We start from the raw sequence: 22,681 nt of genomic DNA on the forward strand, positions 1-22,681 counted from the left end.
ACACCCGCAAATGGGGGCAGGCGAACGGTAATGACTGTGCAAGCACATCTGATGGAATGGCTGAACCTGAGCGTGCGCTGGGTTCATATGATCGTGGGCGTGGCCTGGATCGGCGCCTCGTTCTATTTCGTCTGGCTGGAGAACAACCTCAACCGGGTCAACCCGCGTGACGGTCTGTCCGGAGACCTCTGGGCAATCCACGGTGGCGGCATCTATCACCTGGAAAAATACAAACTGGCACCGCCAACCATGCCGGAGAACCTGCACTGGTTCAAATGGGAGGCCTACTCCACCTGGCTGTCCGGGGTGGCGCTGCTCTGCGTCGTCTTCTACGCCAACCCTACCCTTTACCTGCTCGCCCCCGGCAGCAGCCTGACCGGCGCCGAAGGCGTGCATATCGGCCTGGGCTCGCTGATCGTCGGCTGGTTCGTCTACAGCTTTCTGTGCGACTCGGCCCTGGGCAAGCGCCCAGCCCTGCTCGGCCTGATCCTGTTCATCCTGCTGGTAGCTGCGGCCTACGGCTACAGCCAGATCTTCAGCGGCCGTGGCGCGTACCTGCATGTGGGCGCGGTGATCGGAACCATCATGGTCGGCAACGTGTTCCGCATCATCATGCCCGCCCAGCGCGCCCTGGTCGCGGCCATCGCCGAAAACCGCACGCCGGACCCGGCACTTCCGGCCAAGGGCCTGCTGCGTTCGCGGCACAACAACTATTTCACCCTGCCAGTGCTTTTCATCATGATCAGCAACCACTTTCCGAGCACCTACGGCAGCCCTTACAACTGGCTGATTCTCGCAGGTATCGCGGTACTGGCGGTGCTGGTACGGCATTACTTCAACACCCGCCACAACAGCCACAAGTTCGCCTGGACCCTGCCCGTGGCCGCCTTGGGCATGCTTTGCCTGGCCTATGTCACCGGCCCGGCGCCACTGCCTTCAGCTACAGCGCCAGGCCCGGCGAAAATCGACTATCAGCCACTGCCGGCCACGGCCATCGGCGGCCATCGGGCTGATGAAGTGAAACCAGCAGCGGCGCCCGAACCGGTAGTCGTAGCCAAGACCCCCGAGGTGGACTTCGAGAAGATCCATCAGGTGATCCAGCAACGCTGCGCCGTCTGCCATTCGGCCAAACCGACCAGCTCGCTGTTCAGCAGCGCCCCGGCCGGAATCATGTTCGACACCCCGCAGCAGATCCAGCTACTGGCGCCACGCATCCAGGCCCAGGCCGTGACCGCGCAGATCATGCCCTTGGGCAACATCACCCAGATGACCCAACAGGAACGGGACATGCTCGGGGCGTGGATCGATGCCGGGGCGAAGATCAATTAACACCTGCCTGGAATAATGAAAACTCTGTGGGACCGGCTTTAGCCGGGAAGACAATAGGGCAGACGATAGAAGTGTATCGATCCTGCCGACGTCTTCCCGGCTAAAGCCGGTCCCACAACAGTATTCGGCGCTTGATATCCCCGCCCCATCTTCTCCCCTTGCGCCCCATCCAGGCGCACTTGAAGCACCCCGGCTCACTCAGTATCCTGCGCGCCCCCTGCCCGCCATGGGTAGAAATCTTCCTGACCGGTCAGACCATTAATAAATCCCGGAAACTTCGGCTGGAATAATCCTGAAAACTGCGAAATCGACTGATTTTTCATCAGCCGAATGCTCTTTCTCGTCTTTTTTCAGGGGATTGGCGCAGCTCTTGCTATCACCTTAAAGCTGACCAATCAGACAGTATTTTTAACCGGGAAAAGACGCCAAAACAGAGCGTTACCCCTCAACGAAAACTTCGACCCAAGGGAGCAAATCGATGAACCGTATTCTTTCCAGCGCGATTCTGGCCACCAGTCTGTTGGCCGCCGGGCCAACCATGGCAGAGGACTTGCTGCAATGGCAGAGCAACAGCCTGACCTACCTGAACGGCAAGGACTTCGCCGTCAATCCGGAAATCCAGCAGACCTTCACCTTCGAACACGCCGACAGCTGGAAGTACGGCGATAACTTCCTGTTCATCGACAAGATCTTCTACAACGGCAAGCGCGACCCTGGTGTCGGCACCAACACCTACTACGGCGAGTTCTCCCCGCGCCTGTCCATGGGCAAGATCTTCGGCCAGAAATTCCAGTTCGGCCCGATTACCGACGTGCTGCTGGCCGCGACCTACGAGTTCGGCGAAGGCGATGTCGAGTCTTATCTGATCGGCCCCGGTTTCGACCTCAATGTCCCCGGTTTCGACTACTTCCAGCTCAACTTCTACAAGCGCTACACCGAAGGCCCGCGTGCCGGTGACAACGCCTGGCAGATCACGCCGGTGTGGTCCTACACCATCCCCGTGGGTAAGTCCGACGTGCTGATCGACGGTTTCATGGACTGGGTGGTGGACAACGACGTCAATTCCCATGGCAGCTACCACTCCAACCTGCACTTCAACCCACAGATCAAATACGATCTGGGCAAAGCGCTGAACTACCCGGAGAAAAAGCTCTACGTCGGCATCGAGTATGATTACTGGAGCAACAAGTACGGCATTGAAAACAGCCGTAACTTCGACACCAATCAAAATACGGCGAGCGTGTTGGTGAAAGTGTTCTTCTAATATTTCCAACCGCACAGTTTCAAGACAAAAATATTACAGAAGCAGGATTTAATACCCTGCCACTGTCAATTACGCGGGCACCCTGTGCCCGCTGTTACAGTTGTGAAAAGCTTTTCACATCCCTTTCACCGGACATTGACTTGCCGCCTCATAAACTCCGGCCCAGAGCGTTAACCCCCCTCTTGCCGGAACTGTTTGACCATGGAAACATTTCTCAGCCGAATCGTATTGAACGGGCGCAGCGGCTTCAGCATCCTGCGGCCTTATCGAAGCATCCTTTTCATCGTATCCGGCCTGATCATCACGGCAGCCTTGAGCGCCTATGCTTTTTCCCCCGCCTCTGCCCCCGACCTCGCCCAACGCAACAATTTTCAGAAAGCCGATATCAACGGCCTCTGGGCACGCGGCGAACTGGTGGTGCTGATGCGCCATGTCGAACGCTGCGATCACTCCACCAATCCCTGCATGGCCGAGCCTGAGGGCATTACCCGCAAAGGCCAGGACATGGCAATCGAGCTGAACAAGTCAATGAAGACCATGGGCCTCGGCAACGCCGATATTTTCAGCAGCCCACTGCTGCGCACCACCCAGACCTCGCATTTTGTCTTCGATCGCACAGTCGCCAATCAGGACTGGCTGATCAATTGCCGCAAGACCATGCTTCAGGACGTCGTGTCACATAAAGTTGATCAACGTAATCTGATCCTGGTCACCCACAGCGAATGTATCGACCAACTGGAAAAGTCCCTGAATATTCCCCGAACCATGATGAATTACGGTGCATCGTTGATCGTTTCCATTGACCCCACCAGCCATAAGCCAAAGATTCTCGGTTTTATGGATGCGCCCGGCTGGAAAACCGTACTGGCGAAAACGCCTTGAATACAATCTGTTTTATCGATGGAGCTTCATGATTTGAACCGGTTTGACGCGCGCTTATATCTGATCAAGTTCGGCACGCCGCTGATATTGGCGTTGCTGGTCTTCGTCGTGTTCGATCTGGCGGGGTTTGATATAACCATCAGTAATTGGCTTTATAACCCCGCCGATCATGCTTTCCCCTTTGAACATAATCGCTTGTTCGAAAATATCACTCACCGTTGGGCACGTATCATTCCCAACTGGGTTGGTGAACTGGCAATCGTCGGTGCGATGCTGTCGCTGATTCCGCTGGTCCTAAAGCCTGAGCGCGCCCCGGCAAGAATCGCCGGGCCGCTGCAATGGCTCACTCGCTACCGTTTGGACTTCTTCTTCGTAGTCGTGGCCTTCGCCATCGCCACCGGCGTGATCCACTACCTGAAAAGCCACACCAGCATCTATTGCCCGGTGGAAACCACCCTGTACGGCGGCGACATGCCGCGTCAGGAATGGTACGAAAACTTCAATCTGCTGCATGAAGCCGGCGCAGGCCGTTGCTGGCCGGGCGGTCATGCGTCCGGCGGTTTCACCCTGGTGGCGCTGTACTTCGTTGCCCTGCGTTATCGTTGGCGCCATGCCAGTATTCTGTTCTGGGCATCGATGATCCTCGGCTGCATTTATGGCACTACGAGAGTCGTACAGGGCTGGCATTTCATGTCCCACACTTTCTGGGCCGGGATCTTTGTCTGGTTGTCGACGTTGCTTACCGCCATGGCCTTCTATGGCCACACCTTGCGCGGGCGTTCGCCTGCAGCCAAAGCCGACAAGCCAGCACTCAGCCCTGCTTGATCACCTCCACCGCCGCCTTGCGCCCACGACGCAAGGCGATCGGTGCCATCTTCTCGCGGTCCAACTCACCTTCCCAGGAAGCCACCACCAAGGCCGCGACGGCGTTGCCGATAATATTGGTCAGTGAGCGGCATTCGGCCATGAAGCGGTCCACCCCCAGAATCAGCACCATCGCGGCCACCGGCACGGTTGGCACCACCGCCAGGCTCGCCGCCAATGCGACAAAACCGGCACCCACCACTGCTCCCGCGCCTTTTGAGGTCAGCATGGCCACGGCCAACAGGGTCAGTTGCTGCTCCAGACTCAGGTCGATATTGGTCGCCTGGGCCAGGAACAGCACCGCCAGAGTCATGTAAATATTGGTGCCGTCCAGATTGAAGGTGTAGCCGGTGGGTACGACGATACCGACCACGCCCTTGGAGCAGCCGAGGCTTTCCAGTTTCTGCATCAGTTGCGGCAGCGCCGACTCCGATGAACTGGTGCCCAGCACGATCATCAGTTCGGATTTGATGTAACCCATCAGGCGGAAAATGCTGAAGCCGGTGTAGCGCGCAATGCTGCCCAGTACACAGGCCACGAACAGGAAAGCCGTCAGGTAGAAAGTGCCGATCAACTTGAGCAAGGGCAGCAGCGACGCCAGGCCGTATTTACCCACGGTAAAGGCAATGGCACCGAAAGCGCCGATGGGTGCGACGCGGCTGATCATGCCGACGATACGGAAGAACACTTCGCTGGCCTGCCCGACTATGGCCACCAGTGGCCGGCCCTTCTCGCCGACCATGACCAGGGCAATGCCGAACATCACCGATACCAGCAGCACCGGCAGGATCTCGCCCTTGGCGAAGGCATCGAAGAAGGTCGCCGGAATGGCGTGCAACAGAAAGCCCGAGACCCCTTCGCCATGGGCCGCATCGCTGACGAAACCGGCAATGGCCTTGGCGTCCAGGGTATTGACGTCGACATTGAAGCCCGCCCCCGGATGCAGCGCATGGGCCGCCAGCAGCCCGAGCACCAGGGCAATCGAGGACACCACTTCGAAATACAGCAGCGCCTTGCCGCCGACCCGGCCGACCTGCTTGACGTCATGCATGCTGGTGATGCCGCTGACCACGGTACAGAAAATGATCGGACCGATGATCATCTTGATCAGCTTGATGAAGCCATCACCCAGCGGTTTGAGATCGATGCCGATGGCCGGCCAGTAGTTTCCGATCAGCACGCCCAGAATAATCGCGACGATTACCTGGAAGTACAAAGTGCCCAGCAGTTTTCCAATTGTCATTTTTATTATCTCGGGTGTGTGGGCTGCAAAAGCAGCGGGCAAAGCGCTGCCGTCGCGCATGATCGGGCTCATGCGCGCGGGCTTTTGTGAAGGCATCAGGTCATAAGGTGGCGGGCTTTCATCAGGTCAGGAACGGCACCACATGGCTCAACAGTTCCTCGGGGACTTCTTCGGCCAGGTAATGGCCACCGGACAGGGCCTGGCCGCGGACATCACTGGCGATCTGCTGCCATTCCTTGAGCGGATCGAAGCAGCGTCCGACGATACCCTGGGCGCCCCAGAGCACCATCAGCGGCATAGGCAGATAACGTTTGGCCGCGATATCGAGGCGGTCGTGCTCAAGGTCGATGCTGGCGGCGGCGCGATAATCCTCGCAGACACCCCGCGCCGCGCCCGGCAGGCTCAGGCAGCGCACGTATTCACTGAACGCCTCGTCGGTGAACGGCGACAGCCCGGCGCTACGGCTGCCCATGACGCTGCGCAGGTATTGCTCGGGATTGCCTTCGATAAGACTTTCCGGCAACGGCGCCGGGCGGATCAGGAAGAACCAGTGCCAGTAGGCCCGGGCAAAGGCTTCGTCGGTCTGGCTGTACATGGCCAGGGTCGGGGCGATGTCCAGCAGGACCATGCGCGTCACTTGTTGCGGGTGATCCAGGGCCAGGCGATGAGCGACGCGGGCGCCACGGTCGTGGGCCAGGACCGAGAAGGTCTCGAAGCCCAGGGAGCGCATCAGTTCCACACCGTCACGGCCCATCTCGCGCTTGGAGTAATTGGCGTGGGCTTCATCGGCCTCAGGCTTGCTGCTGTCGCCGTAACCGCGCAGGTCGGCGGCGACCACGGTGAAATGCTCCGCCAGTTGCGCGGCAACCTTGTGCCAGATCACGTGGGTCTGGGGATGGCCGTGCAACAGCAGCAGGCCCGGCCCCGAGCCGCCCATGCGATAGGCGATATCGACGCCATTGACGTGACGCTGGTCTTTCTGGAATCCGGCGAACATGGAAATGACTCCCTTGGAATTGTCACTACATGCTAGTTCGCTGGGGTTTCCCCACAAGGCGCAAAACGTGGCGGCCCCGTTCATGAAGTGTGTTGTGAATTGGTCTGCCTGAAAGGCAGGAAATTGGCTATCCAATTCATGCCAACCAAAGACTAAGGTAGCGCCATCGAAACTCACTGCCTTACGGAGCACCTCCCCATGAACAAACGTCTCGCCTGGGCCTCTGCCGCACCGCAAGCCTACAAAGCCATGGCTGCACTGGAAGCCGCCCTCGGCCAGACCGGCCTGGAAAACTCGCTGCTGGAACTGGTGCGCCTGCGCGCTTCCCAGCTCAATGGCTGCGCCTACTGCGTGAACATGCACGCCAACGATGCGCGCAAGGCCGGTGAAACCGAAGCACGCCTGCAAACCTTGAGCGTCTGGAAAGAGACCACGTTCTTCACCCCGCGCGAACAAGCCGCCTTGGCCTGGACCGAAAGCATGACCTTGCTAACCCATCACCAACCGCATCAGGCCGAGTACGAAAACCTGCTGGGGCACTTCAGCGAAGCCGAAGTGGTCAACCTGACCCTGGCCATCGCCACCATCAATGCCTGGAACCGTTTCGGCGTCGGCTTCGCCATGTCGCCGACCGCTTGAGTGGATCAGCCGGCTGAATGCCATGCATCAGAACTTTTGCTTGGAACAACCACGCCGATCCGCGCAAGATTGGCGTTCATCTTCCCGCATAAGGTTTTGCAAGCATGACAAGCGGCGTTCTCAAACTGGCAGCGTTTTCCGATGGCGATCAAGGCGGTAATCCGGCGGGTGTCTGGATTGGCGACAGCCTGCCGGAGGCTGCGCAAATGCAACGCATCGCCGCCGAAGTCGGCTTCTCGGAAACCGCGTTCGCCATGCCCGTCGAAGGCGGCTGGCGCGTGCGCTACTTTGCGCCAGAAGCCGAAGTACCGTTCTGCGGCCATGCCACCATCGCCCTCGGCGCGGCACTGGCCGGTCTGCACGGGGATGGCAAATACCAACTGACCTTGAACAACGCGCAGATCAGCGTCGAAGGCTATGCCCAGGGCGAGTTGATCAGCGCCGCCCTGCAATCGCCGCCCACCTTCAGCAAACCGCTCGACCCGCTGGCCCTGGAAAAAGCTCTGGCGCTGTTCGGTTACAGTCATGCCGACCTCGAACCGGCCATCCCGCCCGCGCTGATCAATGGTGGCATTCAGCACCTGGTCATCGCCCTCAACAGTCGGGAAAGACTCAAGGCCATGCACTACGAGCAACAGGCCGGGCAACAGCTGATGAGCGCCGAGAACTGGGGCACCGTGCTGCTGATCTTTGCCGAGAGCCCGCAGCGTTTCCACAGCCGCAACCCCTTTGCCTACGGCGGCGTCTACGAAGACCCGGCCACCGGCGCAGCCACCGCCGCCTTTGCCGGCTACCTGCGTGATCTGGGCTGGCCCCATGGCGGCGTGATCGATATCGTCCAGGGCGAAGACATGGGCAGCCGCTCGCTGCTACGGGCAGAGATCAAGGATGAGCCGGGCAGTTCGATCCGGGTGTCGGGGATGGCGCGCAAGTTGATGTGATGATCAGCTGAATTGGAATGAGATCTGTGGGACCGGCTTTAGCCGGGAAGAGGCCGGTACAGCCGCTGCATTTCCTTGAATTGCAATATGTCTTCCCGGTTAAAGCCGGTCCCACGTGAGCCATTGCCTGGTCCGTCAAGTCTTCAGGATCCGCCCACTCGCCGCAACACCAAGCAGCATCACGGCAACCACCATAAACGCCAGCTCCAGGCTGCTGACATGGGCGACAAAGCCTATCGCCGCCGGGCCCACCAGAATGCCGCCGTAACCCAGGGTGCTGATGGCCGGGACCGCGACATTTTCCGGCATGCTCGTCTGCCGCCCCACGGCGCTGTAACACACCGGCACGATATTCGAGCAACCGGCACCGACCAAGGCATAACCGAGCAGGGTCGCCTCCCAGCTCGGAACCAGCGTACCCAGCGCCAGGCCCGCCGCCGCACATAGCCCGCCGAAAATGATCACCCGATTGGGCCCCAGCCGTTGCACGATCCAGTCGCCGGACAGACGCCCAAGGGTCATGGTCAGAGCAAATACTGCATAGCCCAACCCGGCATACGCCGTCTCGACACCGCGCAAGGACGTGAGGAATACCGCGCTCCAGTCCAGCATCGCGCCCTCGGTGAGGAACACGGTAAAGCACAGCAGACCAATAAACAGCACCACCCCATGAGGAATGGCAAAGGCCGGGCCGTCGCGATCACTGCCATAGGTCAACAGGTGCGGCCAGGCCTTGAGCAAGGCGATCAGCAGACCGGCCGCGACCACCAGCATGGCGATCAATGGCGACGCACCGAGGGCGAGCATCGCACTGACACCCGCCGCGCCCGCGATCCCGCCAAGGCTGAACAGGCCGTGGAAGCCCGACATCATGGTCTTGCCACTGGCCCTTTCGACGATGATCGCCTGGATATTGATCGTGCAATCCAGTGCGCCGAGGCTGGCGCCGAACACAAACAGCGTGGCAATGAACACAGGAAGGCTTGAAACCAACGCCAACAAGGGCAGACACAGACAGATCAACAGGCTGGAAACCGTCAGCACACGACGGCAGCCAAAACGCGCCGCCAGTGCTCCGGCCAGGGGCATGGCAATGATCGAGCCCAGGCCCAGACTCAATAGCAGCAAGCCTAGCGTGCCATCATCCAGACCGACCCGCTCCTTGGCGTAAGGCACCAGCGGTGCCCAGGCAGCAACACCGAAACCGGCAATGAAAAACGCAATCCGCGTGGAAAACTGCTCCGCCCGCCCCGGCAGGACGGGAGCGGAGGTACTGATGGAGGTCATGCCGAATCCTTCGCAAACGCCGGGCGGTTCCATCCGGCAGATGCGCAAGCCTAACATCCTTGATGCAAAGCATGAGCCTTTGTGGGACCGGCTTTAGCCGGGAAGACCTATCCCAATTCGAGGAAATGTAGCGGATGTACTGGCATCTTCCCGGCTAAAGCCGGTCCCACACTTGGCCGATCAGGGATCAGGAGATCCAGGGCGACTTGCGGATGATCTCGACGAAGTTCAGCGGTTTGAAGCCCGGTACGGCATCGACCAGCACATCCGCGTTGACCGTGCCAAACGTAGTATCGGGCTTGTGCTTGAAGCCGTTGGCGAAGGCACACAAGATGCATTCCTTGAAACCGTCACCACGCGGGTGAGCATGCACCACCGCTTCGCGCTGCACGGTGGGGAACGCCGCGTAGTCAATACCCAGCACGTCCATTTCCACACCGGCGGTAACCAGTGCCACGTTCGGCCGCAGATGCTCGGGCACGCCCGGAGTGGTGTGCAGGGCGATGGATAACCACACCTGTTCCATATCCGCATCGGTCAAGCCGAATGGCTTCATGAACTTCACCGCCGCGTTGGCGCTGTCGACTTCGAAGCGGTCCTTCTCACTGCGATGAGCCTCAACCAGGCCCAGGTCATGGAACATCGCACCCACGTAAAGCTGCTCGGCGTCGTACTTGAGACCCTTGCGCTCACCGCTCAGGGCACCCCAGAGAAATACCCGGCGCGAGTGATGGAACAGCAGGTCGTCTTCCTGCTCGCGGATGTACTCGGTGGTAGCCCGGGCCAGGGCGCTGTCAGGGATTTTGATACCGGCGATGGAAGTGCTCATGAAGGCTGTCCTGTAGGAAGTCGCGCCGTCGTGACGCGTCGGATATAGTCTCGGGGCTGGCCCGAAACCGCTCAAGCGGCGCGGTATATCGTTCCCTGCCAAACGTAGGTCGTTTCCTGCCAGCCCTTTTGTGGTGCGCTTCGGATAGACTGGCCCTCATTCAGTCATCCAATAAAAAGATAAACGAGGCCGCTGTGTACAAAGGGATTGTCTTGTCGGTTTCGGCGTCCTGCCTGTTTGCCGTGATGTACTACTACACCTCCTTGCTCAAACCGCTCAGTGGCGAAGAAATCTTCGGCTGGCGCATGCTCCTGACCGCCCCCTGCGCGACCCTGTTCCTGCTGCTCAGCGGTGAATGGCATCTGGTACGCAGCCTGCTCTCGCGCATCCGCCGCGAGCCATTGCTATGGATCGGCCTGCCATTGTGCTCGGCGTTGATGGGCGTGCAACTGTGGCTGTTCATGTGGGCGCCGTTGCACGGGCGCAGCCTGGAGGTGTCCCTCGGTTATTTCCTGCTGCCGTTGAGCATGATTCTTACCGGCCGTGTTGTGTACGGCGAACATCTGTCGCGCCTGCAAAAAATCGCGGCGGCCTGTGCACTGGTCGGGGTCGGCAACGAGCTGCTGCGCCTGGGCAGCTTCTCCTGGGAGACCCTGCTGGTCTGCCTGGGCTACCCGTTCTATTTCATCCTGCGCCGCAGGCTCAAGGTCGATAACCTCGGTGGCCTGTGGTGCGACATGGCCCTGCTGCTGCCCGCCAGCCTGTGGTTCATCGTTCATGGCAACCCCGGCGCGCTGCGCGAATTTCCAGCACTGTACGGCTTGATTCCGCTGCTGGGGCTGATCAGCGCCTCGGCCCTGATCAGCTACATCCTCGCCAGCCGCCTGCTGGCGTTCAGCCTGTTCGGGTTGCTCAGCTATGTGGAGCCGGTGCTGCTGGTGGGGGTCGCGCTGTTACTGGGGGAAAGCATTGGCCGTGATGAATGGATGACTTATCTGCCGATCTGGCTGGCCGTGCTGGTGCTGATGGGTGAAGGCTGCAAACATCTGTTGGCGCAAAGGCGCCGCAGGTGAAGACATAGGAATCATGTGGGACCGGCTTTAGCCGGGAAGACGTCGTTGCTTGCGAAAAAAATGCAGCGAATATACCGGCCCTTTCCCGGCTAAAGCCGATCCCACAACTCGTATTTCAATCATCAATCGGTAAACCGCTCCAGCTGCATCTCCTGCAAACGGCTCAACGTACGGCGAAAGGCGAACGACAGATAACCCTGGGTGTACAGCGCGTCTATGGGCTTTGCCGCTTCAATATAGAGGGGTACGCGGCGGTCGTAACACTCGTCCACCAGGGCAATGAAACGGCGCACGCCATCGTCGTGGGGCGACAGTTGGGGCAATTCGCGGTCCCCGGCCACCACTTGCTCCACAGCATCCTCGGTGCCACGGGCAATCCGCCCTTCGCGCTGGGGCGCGCTCAATGCCGGTACTTCGCCAAGCAGCACCGCCGAGAAACGGTCGCACAGTTCGATGAAATCCATGGCCGCCAAGGGCTGCTCGCACAGGTCGGCATAGCGACACCACAGAACCGTAGGCGTCTGGCGCACCACATTGATCGCCCGGCGCCCCAGCATGACCAGCTCATCAGACGCCGCCTGACCTGCACTCAAACGCTCGAATACACCCGTCAGGGCACTGGCAACACCGGCCTGACTCAGCCAATAGCGCTGATGCAGTTGCCCCGGATGCAGGCGATGATCCTCGCCACCATCAACGCTGAGCACCTGCATATAGCGGTTGATCGCCGCAATGGCCGGAACGAAGCGCTCACGATTGTGGCCGTTGCTATACAACTGCTCGGGCGGCTGGTTGGACGTCGAGACCAGCACCACGCCCTCTTCGAACATGGCCCGCAACAAGCCGCCGAGAATCACCGCATCGCCGATATCGGTGACGAATAACTCATCGAAACACAGCACCCGTACATCCCGCCCCAGCTCTTTAGCCAGCACCTGCAGCGGCTGGGCGATGCCGACCAGATCGAACAGGCGCTTGTGCACCCAACGCATGAAGTGATGAAAGTGCTGGCGCCGGGCTGGCACGCTGAGGCTGTCGAAAAAGCGGTCCATCAGCCAGGTCTTGCCCCGCCCCACCGGCCCCCACAGGTACACGCCCTTGGCCGGAACGCCGTTGCCCTGCAACGCCTGATAGCACGCCTCCAGTTGCTGCGCCGCTTGTAATTGCGCGGCATCAGGCTGAAAGCCACGTTGTGCGACCGCCTGTTCGTAGGCTTGCAGGGGGGATACCGCGCTCATCAACCAATCACCGTCTGTCTGGGCAAGGGGTGCAAGCATATAGCACCAGGCGCCCGCCATCTCCTGTGGGACCGGCTTTAGCCGGGAATGCACTTTTCCCGGCTAAAGCCGGTCCCACAGGGTTACCAATCGAATGGCAGGCAAATTGCTGTAGGATTGCCATCCCCGAAATAGCGACACATGGCGCTGCCATCCTCATCGGCTCCATTCCCCGCCCCAGGTTCAACAGGTAATTCATGACCGCCAAACGCCTATACACCGACGCCCTGGCCGGGCTCACCACCTCTTTCGCTCTTGTCCCCGAATGTATTGCCTTTGCCCTGGTGGCCCATCTCAACCCGCTGATGGGTCTGTACGGCGCATTCATTATCTGCACCCTCACGGCACTGTTCGGTGGACGCCCGGGAATGGTTTCCGGTGCGGCGGGCTCAATGGCGGTGGTGATTGTCGCGCTGGTGGTGCAACACGGCGTGCAATACCTGCTGGCCACGGTGCTGCTGGGCGGAGTGGTGATGATGGCCTTTGGTCTGCTGAGGCTGGGCAAGCTGGTGCGCATGGTGCCGCACTCGGTAATGCTCGGCTTCGTCAACGGCCTGGCCATCGTCATTGCCATGGCTCAGCTGGAGCACTTCAAGTCCGGTGACACCTGGCTCAGCGGCCAGCCGCTGTACCTTATGGCGGGTCTGGTGGTCCTGACCATGGCCATTGTCTACCTGCTGCCGCGCCTGACCCGTAGCGTGCCGCCGGCTCTGGTAGCGATCCTCACCACAGGGCTGCTGGTCTACCTGTTGAAACTACCGACCCATACGCTCGGCGACATGGCCCATATCGCCGGTGGCCTGCCCGCTTTTGCCGTGCCGGATATCCCCTGGAACCTCGATACCCTGCGCATCATCGCACCCTACGCAATCCTCATGGCTCTGGTCGGCCTGCTGGAAACCCTGCTGACCCTCAACCTCACCGACGAAATCACCGAAAGCCGTGGCTACCCGGACCGCGAATGCGTCGCCCTGGGCGCGGCCAATATCGCCTCGGGCCTGTTCGGCGGCATGGGCGGCTGCGCCATGATCGGGCAGACCGCCGTCAACCTGGGCTCGGGCGGGCGCGGCCGGTTGTCGGGCGTCGTCGCGGGCGTGGCAATCCTGTTGTTCATATTGTTTCTCTCGCCGATGATCGAGAGCATCCCCCTCGCTGCCCTGGTCGGGGTGATGTTCGTGGTGTCACAGCAGACCTTTGCCTGGGCCTCGTTGCGTGTGATCAACAAAGTGCCGCTCAACGACGTACTGGTGATCATTGCCGTGACCGTCATCACGGTCCTGACCGACCTGGCCACGGCAGTGTTCTACGGCATCATCATCGCCGCCCTGAATTTCGCCTGGCAGCACGCGCGACAGCTGTACTCGGACAGCCATGTGGAAAACGGCGAGAAGCTGTATCACGTCCACGGCACGCTGTTTTTCGCCTCGACCACCGCCTTCCTCAATCAGTTTGACCCGGCCAACGACCCGGACCACGTCACCCTGGATTGCAGCCACCTGGCCTTCGTCGACTACTCCGCAATCGCCGCCCTGAATACTCTGCGCGAGCGCTACGCCAAGGCGGGCAAGCACGTGCGGATCATTCACCTGTCCGAGCGCTGCAAGAAGCTGCTCAAACGCGCCCGGGCCCATCACGAATAATCAGTCAGCCGCCAGCAAGTCCCGGGTCGCCAGCACCGTTGCATATTCGCCATGCAGGTTGCCCAGGGACATGCCATGCACCTCTTCAGCCGTACGCGGCGTGCCAAAAAAGTCCACGCCGTCGAAGGTGTAACAGGCGTCATGGGGCACGATCACCTCGAAGCCCAGATTGCCGCCACTGCGCGCCGTGGACTCCACCGAGTTATTGGTGATCACGCCGACGATCACCACCTGAGTGATCGCGTCATCGCGCAGCCATTGCTCCAAAACACTGGCACTGAACGCATCCGGCACCTGCTTGCGCAACTCCCGCTCGCCCGGCAACGGCAAAAATGCCGGTTGATATTCCACGCCGGACTGCTGGGGCCAGAACACTGAATCCGGCGAACGGGAAAAATGCCGCACATGAATCACCGGCCGCCCGGCCTGGCGCCATGCCTGCAACAGCGCCAGCATCTGGCTCTCTGCATCCGGATTGTTGCGCCGCCCCAACTTGGGGTAGTTCATGCCTTGTTGCATGTCGATGATGATCAGGGTGGTATTGGAGTGCAGGTGCATGGGAGTGTCCCGAAGAGGTAAATGGTCAAATCGCACTGAATCGCTGAGCCAAACCCTGCTCGGCGAACTGCTCGATGATGAAGTCGACGAAGGCCCGGCTCTTGCCGGGCAGCAGTTTGTGCTCGCGGTAATAAAGCGAAATATTGCCATCATCGACATACCAGTCCGGCAACACCCGTTGCAGGGCGCCGCTTTTCAGGTAAGGCAAGGCGAACGGCATGCTCACCAGGGCGACGCCCAGGCCCTGTTCGGCGGCAGAGCAGGCGGCCTCGGAATCGCTCATGGTCATGCGTTGTTTCAGGCTCAGCGGGCTTTGCGTCTGTTGGCGACTGGTCAGCGGCCAATTGCGCACACGGCCAGTCTGGGGCGAACGGATCAGAATGCCATCGTGCCCGAACAAATCGTCCGGATGGCTGATCGGCGCATGACTGGCCAGGTAGCCGGTGGACGCCACCAACACCCGATGCGCCACCGCCAGCTTGCGCGCCACTACGCCTTGAGGCAGCTCGAAACCGCCGCCAATGGCCGCGTCGAACCCTTGGGCAATCAAATCCACCTGACGGTTATCAAAATGCCAGTCCGGACTGATCGCCGGATAGCGCCGCAGGAACTCACCCAATAGCGGCAGAACATACAGCCGCCCGAATATCGTGCCCATGCTGACCTTGAGCGTGCCTGCGGGCTGACCCTGGGCGCTGGCGATATTGGCCACGGCATTCTGGATGGTATGGAAGCTGGTACCGACCTCGGCAAGAAATCTTTGCCCCGCTTCAGTCAAGGTCAGGCTGCGGGTACTACGCTGGAACAGCCGCACGCCAAGTCCGGCCTCCAGGCGGGCGACACTCTTGCCCACCGCTGCGGGCGTCAGGCTCAAACGCCGCGCAGCCTCGGCAAAACTGCCCACCTCGGCACTGCAGACAAAGCACTCAATGCTGTTGAAGTGTTCCATGAGGTCGCCATTCGATACTTTTGGTTTACACAGACTATCTCAATTACCGGCTACTCAGGGGTTAATCAGAGTTCGATACTGGCCCCCATCAACTCACTCCCCACTACTGGAGAACACCATGACTTACGCACAAAACCTCACCGGCAAAACCGCACTGGTCCAGGGCGGCTCACGCGGCATCGGCGCCGCCATCGTCAAGCGCCTGGCCGCAGAAGGCGCAGCAGTCGCCTTTACCTACGTCAGCTCCGAAGCCAAGGCCAAGGAACTGCAGGACAGCATCACCGCTGCAGGCGGCAAGGCTCTGGCCATCCACGCCGACAGCGCCGATGAAAAAGCCATCCGCGCAGCGGTCACCAGCACCGTGCAAGCCTTTGGCGGCCTGGACATTCTGGTCAACAACGCTGGCGTACTGGCCGTCGGCCCGCTGGAAGACTTCAGCATGGAAGACTTCGACCGCACCCTGAACATCAACGTGCGCAGCGTCTTCATCGCCACCCAGGCCGCCGCCCAACACATGAAAGAAGGCGGCCGCGTCATCAACATCGGCAGCACCAACGCCGACCGCATGCCCTTCGCCGGTGGCGGCGTCTACGCCATGAGCAAATCGGCCCTTGTCGGCCTGACCAAAGGCCTGGCCCGCGACCTCGGCCCGCGCGGCATCACCATCAACAACGTTCAGCCCGGCCCGGTCGACACCGACATGAACCCGGCCAGCGGCGACTTCGCCGACTCGCTGATCCCGCTGATGGCCGTCGGTCGCTACGGCCACGTTGAAGAAGTCGCCAGCTTCGTCAGCTACCTGGCAGGCCCGGAAGCCGGTTACATCACCGGTGCGAGCCTGACCATCGACGGCGGCTTCGGCGCCTGATCCAAGGCAACCCCAGGCGTCCGGCAAGGCTTTTAGCCACTGCCGGACGCTTTTCTGCTTAACCGCATGAAAATTCTGAAAAAAAGTTTTGCGTTCGGGAAAGGTTTCAACTACATTAGCGCGCCTCGACACAGCAAGCCTGTGATGAGATACGGTGAAGTGTCCGAGTGGCTTAAGGAGCACGCCTGGAAAGTGTGTATACAAGAAATTGTATCGAGAGTTCGAATCTCTCCTTCACCGCCAAATTGAAACAACACAAAGCCCCTGAGATTCCTGGCGAACTCAGGGGCTTTGTGGTTTCTGGCGTTTGGAAAAAACTCCTTCTTATCGCGTGCATACTGCCAGACTCATTCAGTCGAGCGATGCAAATGCACCATCCATCGTCAGTTCGTGAATTTCTCTGAACCCTTCGCAAGCACGCCTACACTAAACCTGTAACCCTGCGGAGGTGACACATGAGAACTGAGTATTACTGGATAATGTTGGCTGTAGTCGTGGTGCTTGCTGATCTGTTTGCTGTTTTCAGTATTAGGCGCAGCGCCGCCAATGCTGAGAGCAAGGCATTTTGGCAGGTGATCATCATCTGGGTGCCAGTGTTGGGCGTGATGCTCTGGGCGATCATGGGGCCCAAGAACATCCCACACTCTCATCCGACTCACAGCGAACATCACTCCTGAGTCAGACAGAGGCTTTGTAGGAGCTGCCGAAGGCTGCGAACGGATCGCAGCCTTCGGCAGCTCCTCCCTTTCATGCACCGCAAGCGCTGCAACAGGCTTGCGGTTTTGTCGTGTTGCGGTTTTTATCCTGTCTGCTCCCGCAAATTCTCGGCAAAAAAAAGGCGCAAACATCTTCTGTTTGCGCCGCGCCGATAATGCTTACCCGCCGGTCAACTTTGCGCCAGTGCTGGCGAGGACTTGCGATTCTGCAGCGTGGCGCCAATCACCAACGCCACGAGAATGCTCAGCAACACCAGGGACGAGCCGACCGTGCCGAAGTCCAGGCCACCTTTATCATGAGATTTGGTCAGCACATCGCCCAGGGTCGCGCCGAAAGGCCGGGTCAGGACGAAGGCGATCCAGAACAGCATCACCGATGACAGTTTGGTCGTGTAATGCAGCACGATGACTACCGCGATAGCCGAGCCGATCAGCAGCGCGCCGCCCATGAAGCCCAGCCCGGAATCGTCAGCCAGGAAGTCGCCCAGCGCGGTGCCCAGGGTGTTGGAGAACAGGATTGCGAACCAGTAGAACAACTCGGCCTTGCGCGAAGCGATATGGTTCACCGAGAGTGATTTCTCACTCATGTACCAGACCGTGAAAATCCCCAGCAGAATCGCGATCAGAATCGCCGAGCCTGTCGCATAACCCAGCTCCAGAGTGCGGTCCATAAAGTCCGACATGGTCGTGCCCGCCGTACTGGTGGACAGAATCACAATCCAATACAGCATCGGGTGGTAGCGCTTGGAGGCCAGTTGCGTCAGCAGAGTGATAACAAAGACGCTGATCAGAATCAGCGAACTCATGGCATAGCCGACATCCAGGGTCATGGACAGCAGATCGCCAGCCGTTTCGCCCAGAGTCGTGGCACAGATTTTCATGATCCAGAACGCAAGCGTGATCTGCGGAAGTTTATTCATTGCACACACCGGGTAGGTAAGACGGAATTGTTCTATTCGGTCGGCATGCCGCCGACGATGGCCCATGATCCCGATGTGGCTGTTAAAAATAAGTTGTAACAAAATGAAAAGAACATGAAACAGTTGTCCGCTCTATTGACACAGGCTTGATAGCATCTGGCCTTTAATCCAAGCAGGACTCCGCAATTGAAGCGCCTGGTTTTTGCCCTCGCCCTCCCCCTTGCCAGCACGCTGACCTGGGCGCAGGAACCGTCCGGACAGGAAGAATCTGCCGCAAACGCCTTCAAGGCTTTCTGGGCATCAACGGACTGCGCGCAAATGCGCAAGCTCAGCGACTGGCCCCAGCTCGTCGCGAACATGCACAGCAACGATAAGGAACTGTGCGAAAGCCTCGTCAGCCTGCATCAGTTCGTCCAACAGGTGGATGTGACTGGCGTGCAACTGCTACCCGGTGATAAAGCGCGGGTGAGCGCCAATATCAGCCTGCTCACCGGCACGAGCATGAAACAGCAAGACACCTTTACCCTGGTCAACGGCAAATGGATGCTCTCGGCACAATAAATCGCACCTAAAAAAAGCCCTGAACAGTTCAGGGCTTTTTCTTTACCGATAGTGCCTGCGCCCTACTTCAGCACTCCGGCCTGAGGCACGATCTGCACCGGCGCGCGCGAACGACGCGCCAGGGCGTTGCCCATGCGGATCGCCGGCAACTCGATGTACTTATAGGTCAGTGCCGACATCCCGATCGTCCCCAATAGCGCAACGGCCATATAAGCGCCGGTGTACCAGTGTTGAATCCACTCGATATGACAGTTCTGGATCACCCAGACCATGCTGTACATCACCACCGGGTGGAACAGGTATAGCGAATAACTGATCGCCCCCAGCCACGCCAGCCAGGCCCAATTCAACTTGCACACCGTGGCCAGAGCCAGAAAGGTCACGATACCGATGGCATAAGGGATAAAGAAGTGAATGACTTTGATATCCGGATCGACTTTCACCATGTAATAAGTGACCGCCACCCCGGCAAACATCGCCCACAGGCCGACGAATCCAAATACTGACAGTTTCGCCAGTACCGGCAGCGCCTGGCCGTCATACCACATGCGAAATAATGCGCCCCAGAACATGATGCTCAAGTGCAGCGATAACATCGTCAGCACCGGATCCGGCGTGTAGGGCAATGGATGGCCCACAAACGCCACCAATAGCGGCAACAACGTAAAGGTGCTGAAGGCAAAGATCAGCCCGATCAATACCGTTGGCGAGCGCAATACACCTTGGACGAACAGCACCACGCACAAGACGTAAAACGCCAGCTCGGTCTGCAGGGTCCAGTACTGGCCCTGTACCGAAGGATGGCCCATGGCCTCCTGCAGCATGGTCAGGTTCCACAGGATCGACGACAGGGAAATGTCCTTGCCCCAGATATACCAAAAGGTAATCAGGCCGAAAGGAATGGAGAACCAGTAGACCGGATACAAGCGAAACAGGCGCTTGATCAGGAATTCACGGCAGGATTCACGCCGCTCGCCTCGCAGGCTGGACGGAATCACAAAACCGCTGACGGCGAAGAAAATCACCACGCCAATGCGGCCGACATCAATCAGCGCGGCAAAGTCATGAAGCCGGTCTTGAATAGACGGCGTAGCGATCAGCACAAACTGCTCGCTGGTGTGCATCCAGATCACCAACAGAGCGGCAATCGCCCGCAGGCTATCTATATGGGAAAAGCGCGTACTGCTCATAACATCATTCCTTGATCGTCCTGCCCGTCACCAACCCCGGTAACGTCCTGCATATCAACGGCGCTAACCGCTACAACGAGGCGAGACATGTCTTATCCATTGCCGCCCATCAGGGAACGGCGCTTTATTATTTTTCTACGGGTTCTCACGGAAAAACCCGACAGCCTGTCGCCATGCCCAAACGCAAAAAAAGCCCGGCGGCTTTTCCTACGCTACGGATGGCAGATTCAGCGCATTAAAGGGCAAATACGCTGACGCATTTGGCGTTTTCGCCATCCGTTCAGCTACTGTTCAGATACGGTATCAGAATCGATACATTACGATAGCACTTTGTATATGAAGCGCCATTACACTGCGTGCCCTCCCCTTCGCCCAAAGATCCGCCCTCATGATTGAAGAGTTCGAAGTTCCCAGCCCTCACGAGCGCCACGTGGAACACGTTACCGAGCACGCCCACCGTCACGGCGACAGCTTCGCCAGCAAAATCGCGGTCATGACGGCCATCATGGCCACCCTCGGCGCCCTGCTCAGCTATCAGGCGGGCTCCAGCGAAAGCGAAGCGGCCATCGACAAGAACAACGCGGCGATCAAGAAAACCGAAGCGTCGAACCAGTGGAATTACTACCAGGCCAAATCCAGCCGGCAAAACCTGTCGGAACTGGCCATGCAGATCCCAGGCGTAGACACCAAGCACTACGCCGCCGAAGCACAGCGCTATAAGGCCGAGAAGGAAGAGGTCAAGAAAAAGGCCGACGAACTCGAAGCCCAGGCCAGCGAATGGGACGAGAAATCGGAGAAGGCCCTGCACCAGCACCACCGCTGGGCCCAGGCCATGATGGCGATCCAGATTGCCATCTCAATGGCCGCCATCACGTTGCTGACGCGCAAGGAATGGCTGAAAAACCTGGCCTACACGGCGGCCGGTGGCAGTGTGGTGTTGGGTCTGTTGGCGTGGTTGCATATATAGAGGCGCGGCCCACCCCTACCCTGTGGGACCGGCTTTAGCCGGGAAAGCGCCCTCTCGGCTCACTCCGGCCCCACAGAATCACCGACGCCCCGGCGTTAGCAGGACCCGACGTGATGCAGCGATAAATCCAGCTCGGCCTTCATCGCACCGAGCATATGCACCACGGCAAAGGGCAGATCACGCTCATCGCCCGCCCGCGCTTCGCCGCTTTCATAGGCGACGGCGGTGGTGCAACGCAGCATGTCGGAGATCGTGAGCAGGGATTTTTCGAGGGCAGCCAAGGATTCGGCTGAAGGTATTTTGTTCATATATCCAGTTCCAGATGAGGCCACCTTTTGCTCGCTGCTAAACGAGCAAGGTGACGGCTTTAACGCGGGTTAGCAGACCGGTCGGAACTAGATTCCGGCGCACCCGTAGGTGCCCCACGCAAAGCCGCCATAACGACACTTGCGCTTCTAGAAACCGATTCAGGCTGCTAAACCCGATCACTGAGATTCAGCGACCGGCGCACCCTAGAGCCCGAAAACACCTCACGCAAGAGGGTCGGGATTGTCTCGGAAACTTCACTCAAGAGAAACAGAAAAGCCCCACCAAAACGGCCCATTTCGTCAGCAAAAATAACAGTCGCCGGCTCACCCCCGACAAACGGCGTACTCATGTGGGACCGGCTTTAGCCGGGAATACGCCTTCCCGGCTAAAGCCGGTCCCACAGGTATTGCGCAAGCCCATCGCTACTGTCTACCCCTGACCCCGTCATACGCCGCCTCACACGCCAATCCCGCTATTCGGGCGCTGTCATACGCCTTTGCCAACTCGCCCGCTCGCTGGTCAGCCCGCTGGAACAGTTCGGAGAGCACCATGGCGGCGCGGGTGGCTGACGTGCCTCGCTCGGCAACTGCGGCACCACCGGCGGCGCAACTTGCGCGGCCGGCCAGGTCTCGGGCCGCGTCGTGCAGGCGCTGACCAGCAGCATCGGCAACCACAGCATCAGCGCCCGCCTGAATAATCTGAATTCGTGCATCATTCCCCGCCTCATTCACCGCACCCTGACGGCGCTGTTCCTCAGCCCGATTAACATTGCTCGCAGCCGCCAACACCTTGGCCTCAAGCACCTGCTGATCCGCCCACCGGCCCTGCCAGTCCTTCGCCGTATCACCAGCACCGAGCTGATAAGCCGCGACCAACAAGCCCAACAGCAACACAACCAACGCGCCCCACTTCAACGCCACGCCGCTCACAACAACGCCCGGCGCACGCCTTCATCAAGGGTCGCCGCGCTGTAAGGCACCCGACCGTTTTCATGCTGAATAATCGCCTGTACCAGGCAACTCAACATGTCCGGATTACCCAGATCCAGTTGCGTAACCGGCTTACCCGTACGCAACAAAATCCGTTGTTCAACCGCAGCGATATAAGCCTGCGTATCGTTCTCTGACGCAGGCGCCCAACGCTGGATAATGTCGCTGACCGTATAAAGCGCGTATCTGGCCTGATAAGTGCGCAGCAGTTTACCCAGCGCACGAATACCGTTTTCCGGCGTATCGAAACAGGCAAAGCGCGACTCCACGGCCGGATCAAACGGCAACTGGCCCTGCCATTGATTGGTCTTGTTGTAATCGATATTGCCGGGGTTGTTATTGCGGATACCGCGAGAGGTGATTGCCATGATGAGTTTCCTCGAGACAAA

Annotated in this window: 25 protein-coding genes and 1 tRNA gene; 13 read left to right on the top strand and 13 right to left on the bottom strand. The window is 59.3% G+C overall.

The annotated features are described in order from the left end of the window. The first annotated feature begins 36 nt into the window (after positions 1-36). Positions 37-1,329: a urate hydroxylase PuuD gene (locus AC1Z24_RS22480; RefSeq protein WP_483746687.1), complete on the top strand. Its 1,293-nt coding sequence runs from the start codon at positions 37-39 to the stop codon at positions 1,327-1,329. Positions 1,330-1,523: 194 nt separating this feature from the next. Here AC1Z24_RS22480 and AC1Z24_RS22485 read toward each other — a convergent pair whose 3' ends face one another. Next, a complete protein-coding gene (locus AC1Z24_RS22485; protein ID WP_483742768.1) occupies positions 1,524-1,652 on the bottom strand; it encodes a hypothetical protein in 129 nt (42 codons plus the stop codon). A gap of 155 nt (positions 1,653-1,807) precedes the next feature. Here AC1Z24_RS22485 and AC1Z24_RS22490 point away from each other — a divergent pair, with 155 nt between their 5' ends. From AC1Z24_RS22490 to AC1Z24_RS22500, 3 genes are all read left to right on the top strand, one after another. Beyond that, the gene (locus AC1Z24_RS22490) at positions 1,808-2,593 is read left to right on the top strand and encodes an outer membrane protein OmpK (RefSeq protein WP_483742769.1); all 786 of its coding nucleotides are present in this window, start codon (positions 1,808-1,810) and stop codon (positions 2,591-2,593) included. A gap of 201 nt (positions 2,594-2,794) precedes the next feature. Then, on the top strand, positions 2,795-3,475 hold the full coding sequence (gene pmrG, locus AC1Z24_RS22495) for a lipopolysaccharide core heptose(II)-phosphate phosphatase PmrG (RefSeq protein ID WP_483742770.1): 681 nt from the start codon (positions 2,795-2,797) through the stop codon (positions 3,473-3,475). Positions 3,476-3,508: 33 nt separating this feature from the next. Next, positions 3,509-4,300, top strand: coding sequence for a phosphatase PAP2 family protein (locus tag AC1Z24_RS22500; protein ID WP_483742771.1), 792 nt, complete (start codon positions 3,509-3,511; stop codon positions 4,298-4,300). Here AC1Z24_RS22500 and AC1Z24_RS22505 read toward each other — a convergent pair. Continuing rightward, positions 4,287-5,582 carry a dicarboxylate/amino acid:cation symporter gene (locus AC1Z24_RS22505; protein WP_483742772.1) on the bottom strand — a complete coding sequence of 432 codons (1,296 nt, stop codon included), beginning with the start codon at positions 5,580-5,582 and terminating at the stop codon, positions 4,287-4,289. The genes AC1Z24_RS22500 and AC1Z24_RS22505 overlap by 14 nt on opposite strands. Positions 5,583-5,703: 121 nt before the next feature. Continuing rightward, a complete protein-coding gene (locus tag AC1Z24_RS22510; protein WP_483742773.1) occupies positions 5,704-6,579 on the bottom strand; it encodes an alpha/beta hydrolase in 876 nt (291 codons plus the stop codon). Positions 6,580-6,777: 198 nt separating this feature from the next. On the opposite strand from AC1Z24_RS22510, the gene AC1Z24_RS22515 reads away from it, so the two are divergent. Together AC1Z24_RS22515 and AC1Z24_RS22520 are read left to right on the top strand one after the other, a co-directional pair. Then, positions 6,778-7,218, top strand: a complete 441-nt coding sequence (locus tag AC1Z24_RS22515; RefSeq protein WP_483742774.1) for a carboxymuconolactone decarboxylase family protein — start codon at positions 6,778-6,780, stop codon at positions 7,216-7,218. 104 nt (positions 7,219-7,322) lie between these two features. After that, positions 7,323-8,159: a PhzF family phenazine biosynthesis protein gene (locus AC1Z24_RS22520; protein ID WP_483742775.1), complete on the top strand. Its 837-nt coding sequence runs from the start codon at positions 7,323-7,325 to the stop codon at positions 8,157-8,159. 135 nt (positions 8,160-8,294) lie between these two features. Here AC1Z24_RS22520 and AC1Z24_RS22525 read toward each other — a convergent pair whose 3' ends face one another. Both AC1Z24_RS22525 and AC1Z24_RS22530 read right to left on the bottom strand, forming a co-directional pair. Further along, positions 8,295-9,446, bottom strand: coding sequence for an MFS transporter (locus AC1Z24_RS22525; protein ID WP_483742776.1), 1,152 nt, complete (start codon positions 9,444-9,446; stop codon positions 8,295-8,297). 187 nt (positions 9,447-9,633) lie between these two features. Next, complete coding sequence (locus AC1Z24_RS22530; protein WP_483742777.1) at positions 9,634-10,275, bottom strand: HD domain-containing protein; 642 nt, start codon at positions 10,273-10,275, stop codon at positions 9,634-9,636. Between the two features lie 194 nt (positions 10,276-10,469). Here AC1Z24_RS22530 and rarD point away from each other — a divergent pair, with 194 nt between their 5' ends. Further along, entirely contained in the window at positions 10,470-11,348 is an 879-nt protein-coding gene (gene rarD / locus AC1Z24_RS22535; protein ID WP_483742778.1) for an EamA family transporter RarD, read from the top strand. 122 nt (positions 11,349-11,470) lie between these two features. Here the strand turns inward: rarD and zapE are convergent, their stop codons facing one another. Next, entirely contained in the window at positions 11,471-12,586 is a 1,116-nt protein-coding gene (gene zapE / locus AC1Z24_RS22540; RefSeq protein WP_483742779.1) for a cell division protein ZapE, read from the bottom strand. Between the two features lie 236 nt (positions 12,587-12,822). On the opposite strand from zapE, the gene AC1Z24_RS22545 reads away from it, so the two are divergent. Next, complete coding sequence (locus AC1Z24_RS22545) at positions 12,823-14,265, top strand: SulP family inorganic anion transporter (RefSeq protein ID WP_483742780.1); 1,443 nt, start codon at positions 12,823-12,825, stop codon at positions 14,263-14,265. On the opposite strand, the gene AC1Z24_RS22550 is transcribed toward AC1Z24_RS22545, so the two are convergent. Both AC1Z24_RS22550 and AC1Z24_RS22555 read right to left on the bottom strand, forming a co-directional pair. Beyond that, the gene (locus AC1Z24_RS22550; protein ID WP_483742781.1) at positions 14,266-14,823 is read right to left on the bottom strand and encodes a cysteine hydrolase family protein; all 558 of its coding nucleotides are present in this window, start codon (positions 14,821-14,823) and stop codon (positions 14,266-14,268) included. Positions 14,824-14,848: 25 nt separating this feature from the next. After that, on the bottom strand, positions 14,849-15,772 hold the full coding sequence (locus AC1Z24_RS22555) for a LysR family transcriptional regulator (RefSeq protein ID WP_259102011.1): 924 nt from the start codon (positions 15,770-15,772) through the stop codon (positions 14,849-14,851). A 118-nt stretch (positions 15,773-15,890) separates the two neighbouring features. Between AC1Z24_RS22555 and AC1Z24_RS22560 the strand changes: the two genes are divergently transcribed. The 3 genes from AC1Z24_RS22560 to AC1Z24_RS22570 all read left to right on the top strand — a co-directional run bounded on the left by AC1Z24_RS22560 (position 15,891) and on the right by AC1Z24_RS22570 (position 17,317). Continuing rightward, positions 15,891-16,640 (top strand): 3-oxoacyl-ACP reductase family protein, encoded by a 750-nt coding sequence (locus tag AC1Z24_RS22560; protein WP_483742782.1) that lies wholly within the window; start codon positions 15,891-15,893, stop codon positions 16,638-16,640. Between the two features lie 153 nt (positions 16,641-16,793). Beyond that, positions 16,794-16,883, top strand: a tRNA-Ser gene (locus AC1Z24_RS22565). A 212-nt stretch (positions 16,884-17,095) separates the two neighbouring features. Next, positions 17,096-17,317 (top strand): PLDc N-terminal domain-containing protein, encoded by a 222-nt coding sequence (locus tag AC1Z24_RS22570; protein ID WP_259102016.1) that lies wholly within the window; start codon positions 17,096-17,098, stop codon positions 17,315-17,317. Positions 17,318-17,526: 209 nt separating this feature from the next. Here the strand turns inward: AC1Z24_RS22570 and AC1Z24_RS22575 are convergent, their stop codons facing one another. Beyond that, positions 17,527-18,276 (bottom strand): COG4705 family protein, encoded by a 750-nt coding sequence (locus tag AC1Z24_RS22575; protein WP_483742783.1) that lies wholly within the window; start codon positions 18,274-18,276, stop codon positions 17,527-17,529. 186 nt (positions 18,277-18,462) lie between these two features. On the opposite strand from AC1Z24_RS22575, the gene AC1Z24_RS22580 reads away from it, so the two are divergent. Beyond that, positions 18,463-18,837: a hypothetical protein gene (locus AC1Z24_RS22580; RefSeq protein WP_483742784.1), complete on the top strand. Its 375-nt coding sequence runs from the start codon at positions 18,463-18,465 to the stop codon at positions 18,835-18,837. A 62-nt stretch (positions 18,838-18,899) separates the two neighbouring features. On the opposite strand, the gene AC1Z24_RS22585 is transcribed toward AC1Z24_RS22580, so the two are convergent. Beyond that, a complete protein-coding gene (locus tag AC1Z24_RS22585) occupies positions 18,900-20,027 on the bottom strand; it encodes an acyltransferase family protein (protein WP_483742785.1) in 1,128 nt (375 codons plus the stop codon). Between the two features lie 388 nt (positions 20,028-20,415). On the opposite strand from AC1Z24_RS22585, the gene AC1Z24_RS22590 reads away from it, so the two are divergent. Further along, complete coding sequence (locus AC1Z24_RS22590; RefSeq protein WP_483742786.1) at positions 20,416-20,994, top strand: DUF4337 domain-containing protein; 579 nt, start codon at positions 20,416-20,418, stop codon at positions 20,992-20,994. Between the two features lie 95 nt (positions 20,995-21,089). On the opposite strand, the gene AC1Z24_RS22595 is transcribed toward AC1Z24_RS22590, so the two are convergent. From AC1Z24_RS22595 to AC1Z24_RS22605, 3 genes are all read right to left on the bottom strand, one after another. Then, positions 21,090-21,302, bottom strand: a complete 213-nt coding sequence (locus AC1Z24_RS22595) for a DUF6124 family protein (RefSeq protein WP_483742787.1) — start codon at positions 21,300-21,302, stop codon at positions 21,090-21,092. A gap of 423 nt (positions 21,303-21,725) precedes the next feature. Beyond that, positions 21,726-22,232 (bottom strand): DUF2514 family protein, encoded by a 507-nt coding sequence (locus AC1Z24_RS22600; protein ID WP_483742788.1) that lies wholly within the window; start codon positions 22,230-22,232, stop codon positions 21,726-21,728. Beyond that, positions 22,229-22,660, bottom strand: coding sequence for a structural protein (locus AC1Z24_RS22605; RefSeq protein WP_483742789.1), 432 nt, complete (start codon positions 22,658-22,660; stop codon positions 22,229-22,231). The genes AC1Z24_RS22600 and AC1Z24_RS22605 overlap by 4 nt, the downstream gene beginning before the upstream one ends. Positions 22,661-22,681: the final 21 nt, after the last annotated feature.

This window comes from Pseudomonas sp. JL23, from assembly GCF_056933585.1.

Bases quoted from the DNA above. Each gene is read 5' to 3' on its own strand.
- AC1Z24_RS22605 (WP_483742789.1), bottom strand. From the start codon at position 22,660: ATGGCAATCACCTCTCGCGGTATCCGCAATAACAACCCCGGCAATATC.
- AC1Z24_RS22520 (WP_483742775.1), top strand. From the start codon at position 7,323: ATGACAAGCGGCGTTCTCAAACTGGCAGCGTTTTCCGATGGCGATCAA.
- AC1Z24_RS22485 (WP_483742768.1), bottom strand. From the start codon at position 1,652: ATGAAAAATCAGTCGATTTCGCAGTTTTCAGGATTATTCCAGCCGAAG.
- AC1Z24_RS22555 (WP_259102011.1), bottom strand. From the start codon at position 15,772: ATGGAACACTTCAACAGCATTGAGTGCTTTGTCTGCAGTGCCGAGGTG.
- pmrG (WP_483742770.1), top strand. From the start codon at position 2,795: ATGGAAACATTTCTCAGCCGAATCGTATTGAACGGGCGCAGCGGCTTC.
- AC1Z24_RS22525 (WP_483742776.1), bottom strand. From the start codon at position 9,446: ATGACCTCCATCAGTACCTCCGCTCCCGTCCTGCCGGGGCGGGCGGAG.
- AC1Z24_RS22545 (WP_483742780.1), top strand. From the start codon at position 12,823: ATGACCGCCAAACGCCTATACACCGACGCCCTGGCCGGGCTCACCACC.
- AC1Z24_RS22550 (WP_483742781.1), bottom strand. From the start codon at position 14,823: ATGCACCTGCACTCCAATACCACCCTGATCATCATCGACATGCAACAA.
- AC1Z24_RS22570 (WP_259102016.1), top strand. From the start codon at position 17,096: ATGAGAACTGAGTATTACTGGATAATGTTGGCTGTAGTCGTGGTGCTT.
- AC1Z24_RS22575 (WP_483742783.1), bottom strand. From the start codon at position 18,276: ATGAATAAACTTCCGCAGATCACGCTTGCGTTCTGGATCATGAAAATC.
- AC1Z24_RS22490 (WP_483742769.1), top strand. From the start codon at position 1,808: ATGAACCGTATTCTTTCCAGCGCGATTCTGGCCACCAGTCTGTTGGCC.
- AC1Z24_RS22590 (WP_483742786.1), top strand. From the start codon at position 20,416: ATGATTGAAGAGTTCGAAGTTCCCAGCCCTCACGAGCGCCACGTGGAA.
- zapE (WP_483742779.1), bottom strand. From the start codon at position 12,586: ATGAGCGCGGTATCCCCCCTGCAAGCCTACGAACAGGCGGTCGCACAA.
- AC1Z24_RS22560 (WP_483742782.1), top strand. From the start codon at position 15,891: ATGACTTACGCACAAAACCTCACCGGCAAAACCGCACTGGTCCAGGGC.
- AC1Z24_RS22505 (WP_483742772.1), bottom strand. From the start codon at position 5,582: ATGACAATTGGAAAACTGCTGGGCACTTTGTACTTCCAGGTAATCGTC.
- AC1Z24_RS22585 (WP_483742785.1), bottom strand. From the start codon at position 20,027: ATGAGCAGTACGCGCTTTTCCCATATAGATAGCCTGCGGGCGATTGCC.
- AC1Z24_RS22595 (WP_483742787.1), bottom strand. From the start codon at position 21,302: ATGAACAAAATACCTTCAGCCGAATCCTTGGCTGCCCTCGAAAAATCC.
- AC1Z24_RS22515 (WP_483742774.1), top strand. From the start codon at position 6,778: ATGAACAAACGTCTCGCCTGGGCCTCTGCCGCACCGCAAGCCTACAAA.
- AC1Z24_RS22510 (WP_483742773.1), bottom strand. From the start codon at position 6,579: ATGTTCGCCGGATTCCAGAAAGACCAGCGTCACGTCAATGGCGTCGAT.
- AC1Z24_RS22530 (WP_483742777.1), bottom strand. From the start codon at position 10,275: ATGAGCACTTCCATCGCCGGTATCAAAATCCCTGACAGCGCCCTGGCC.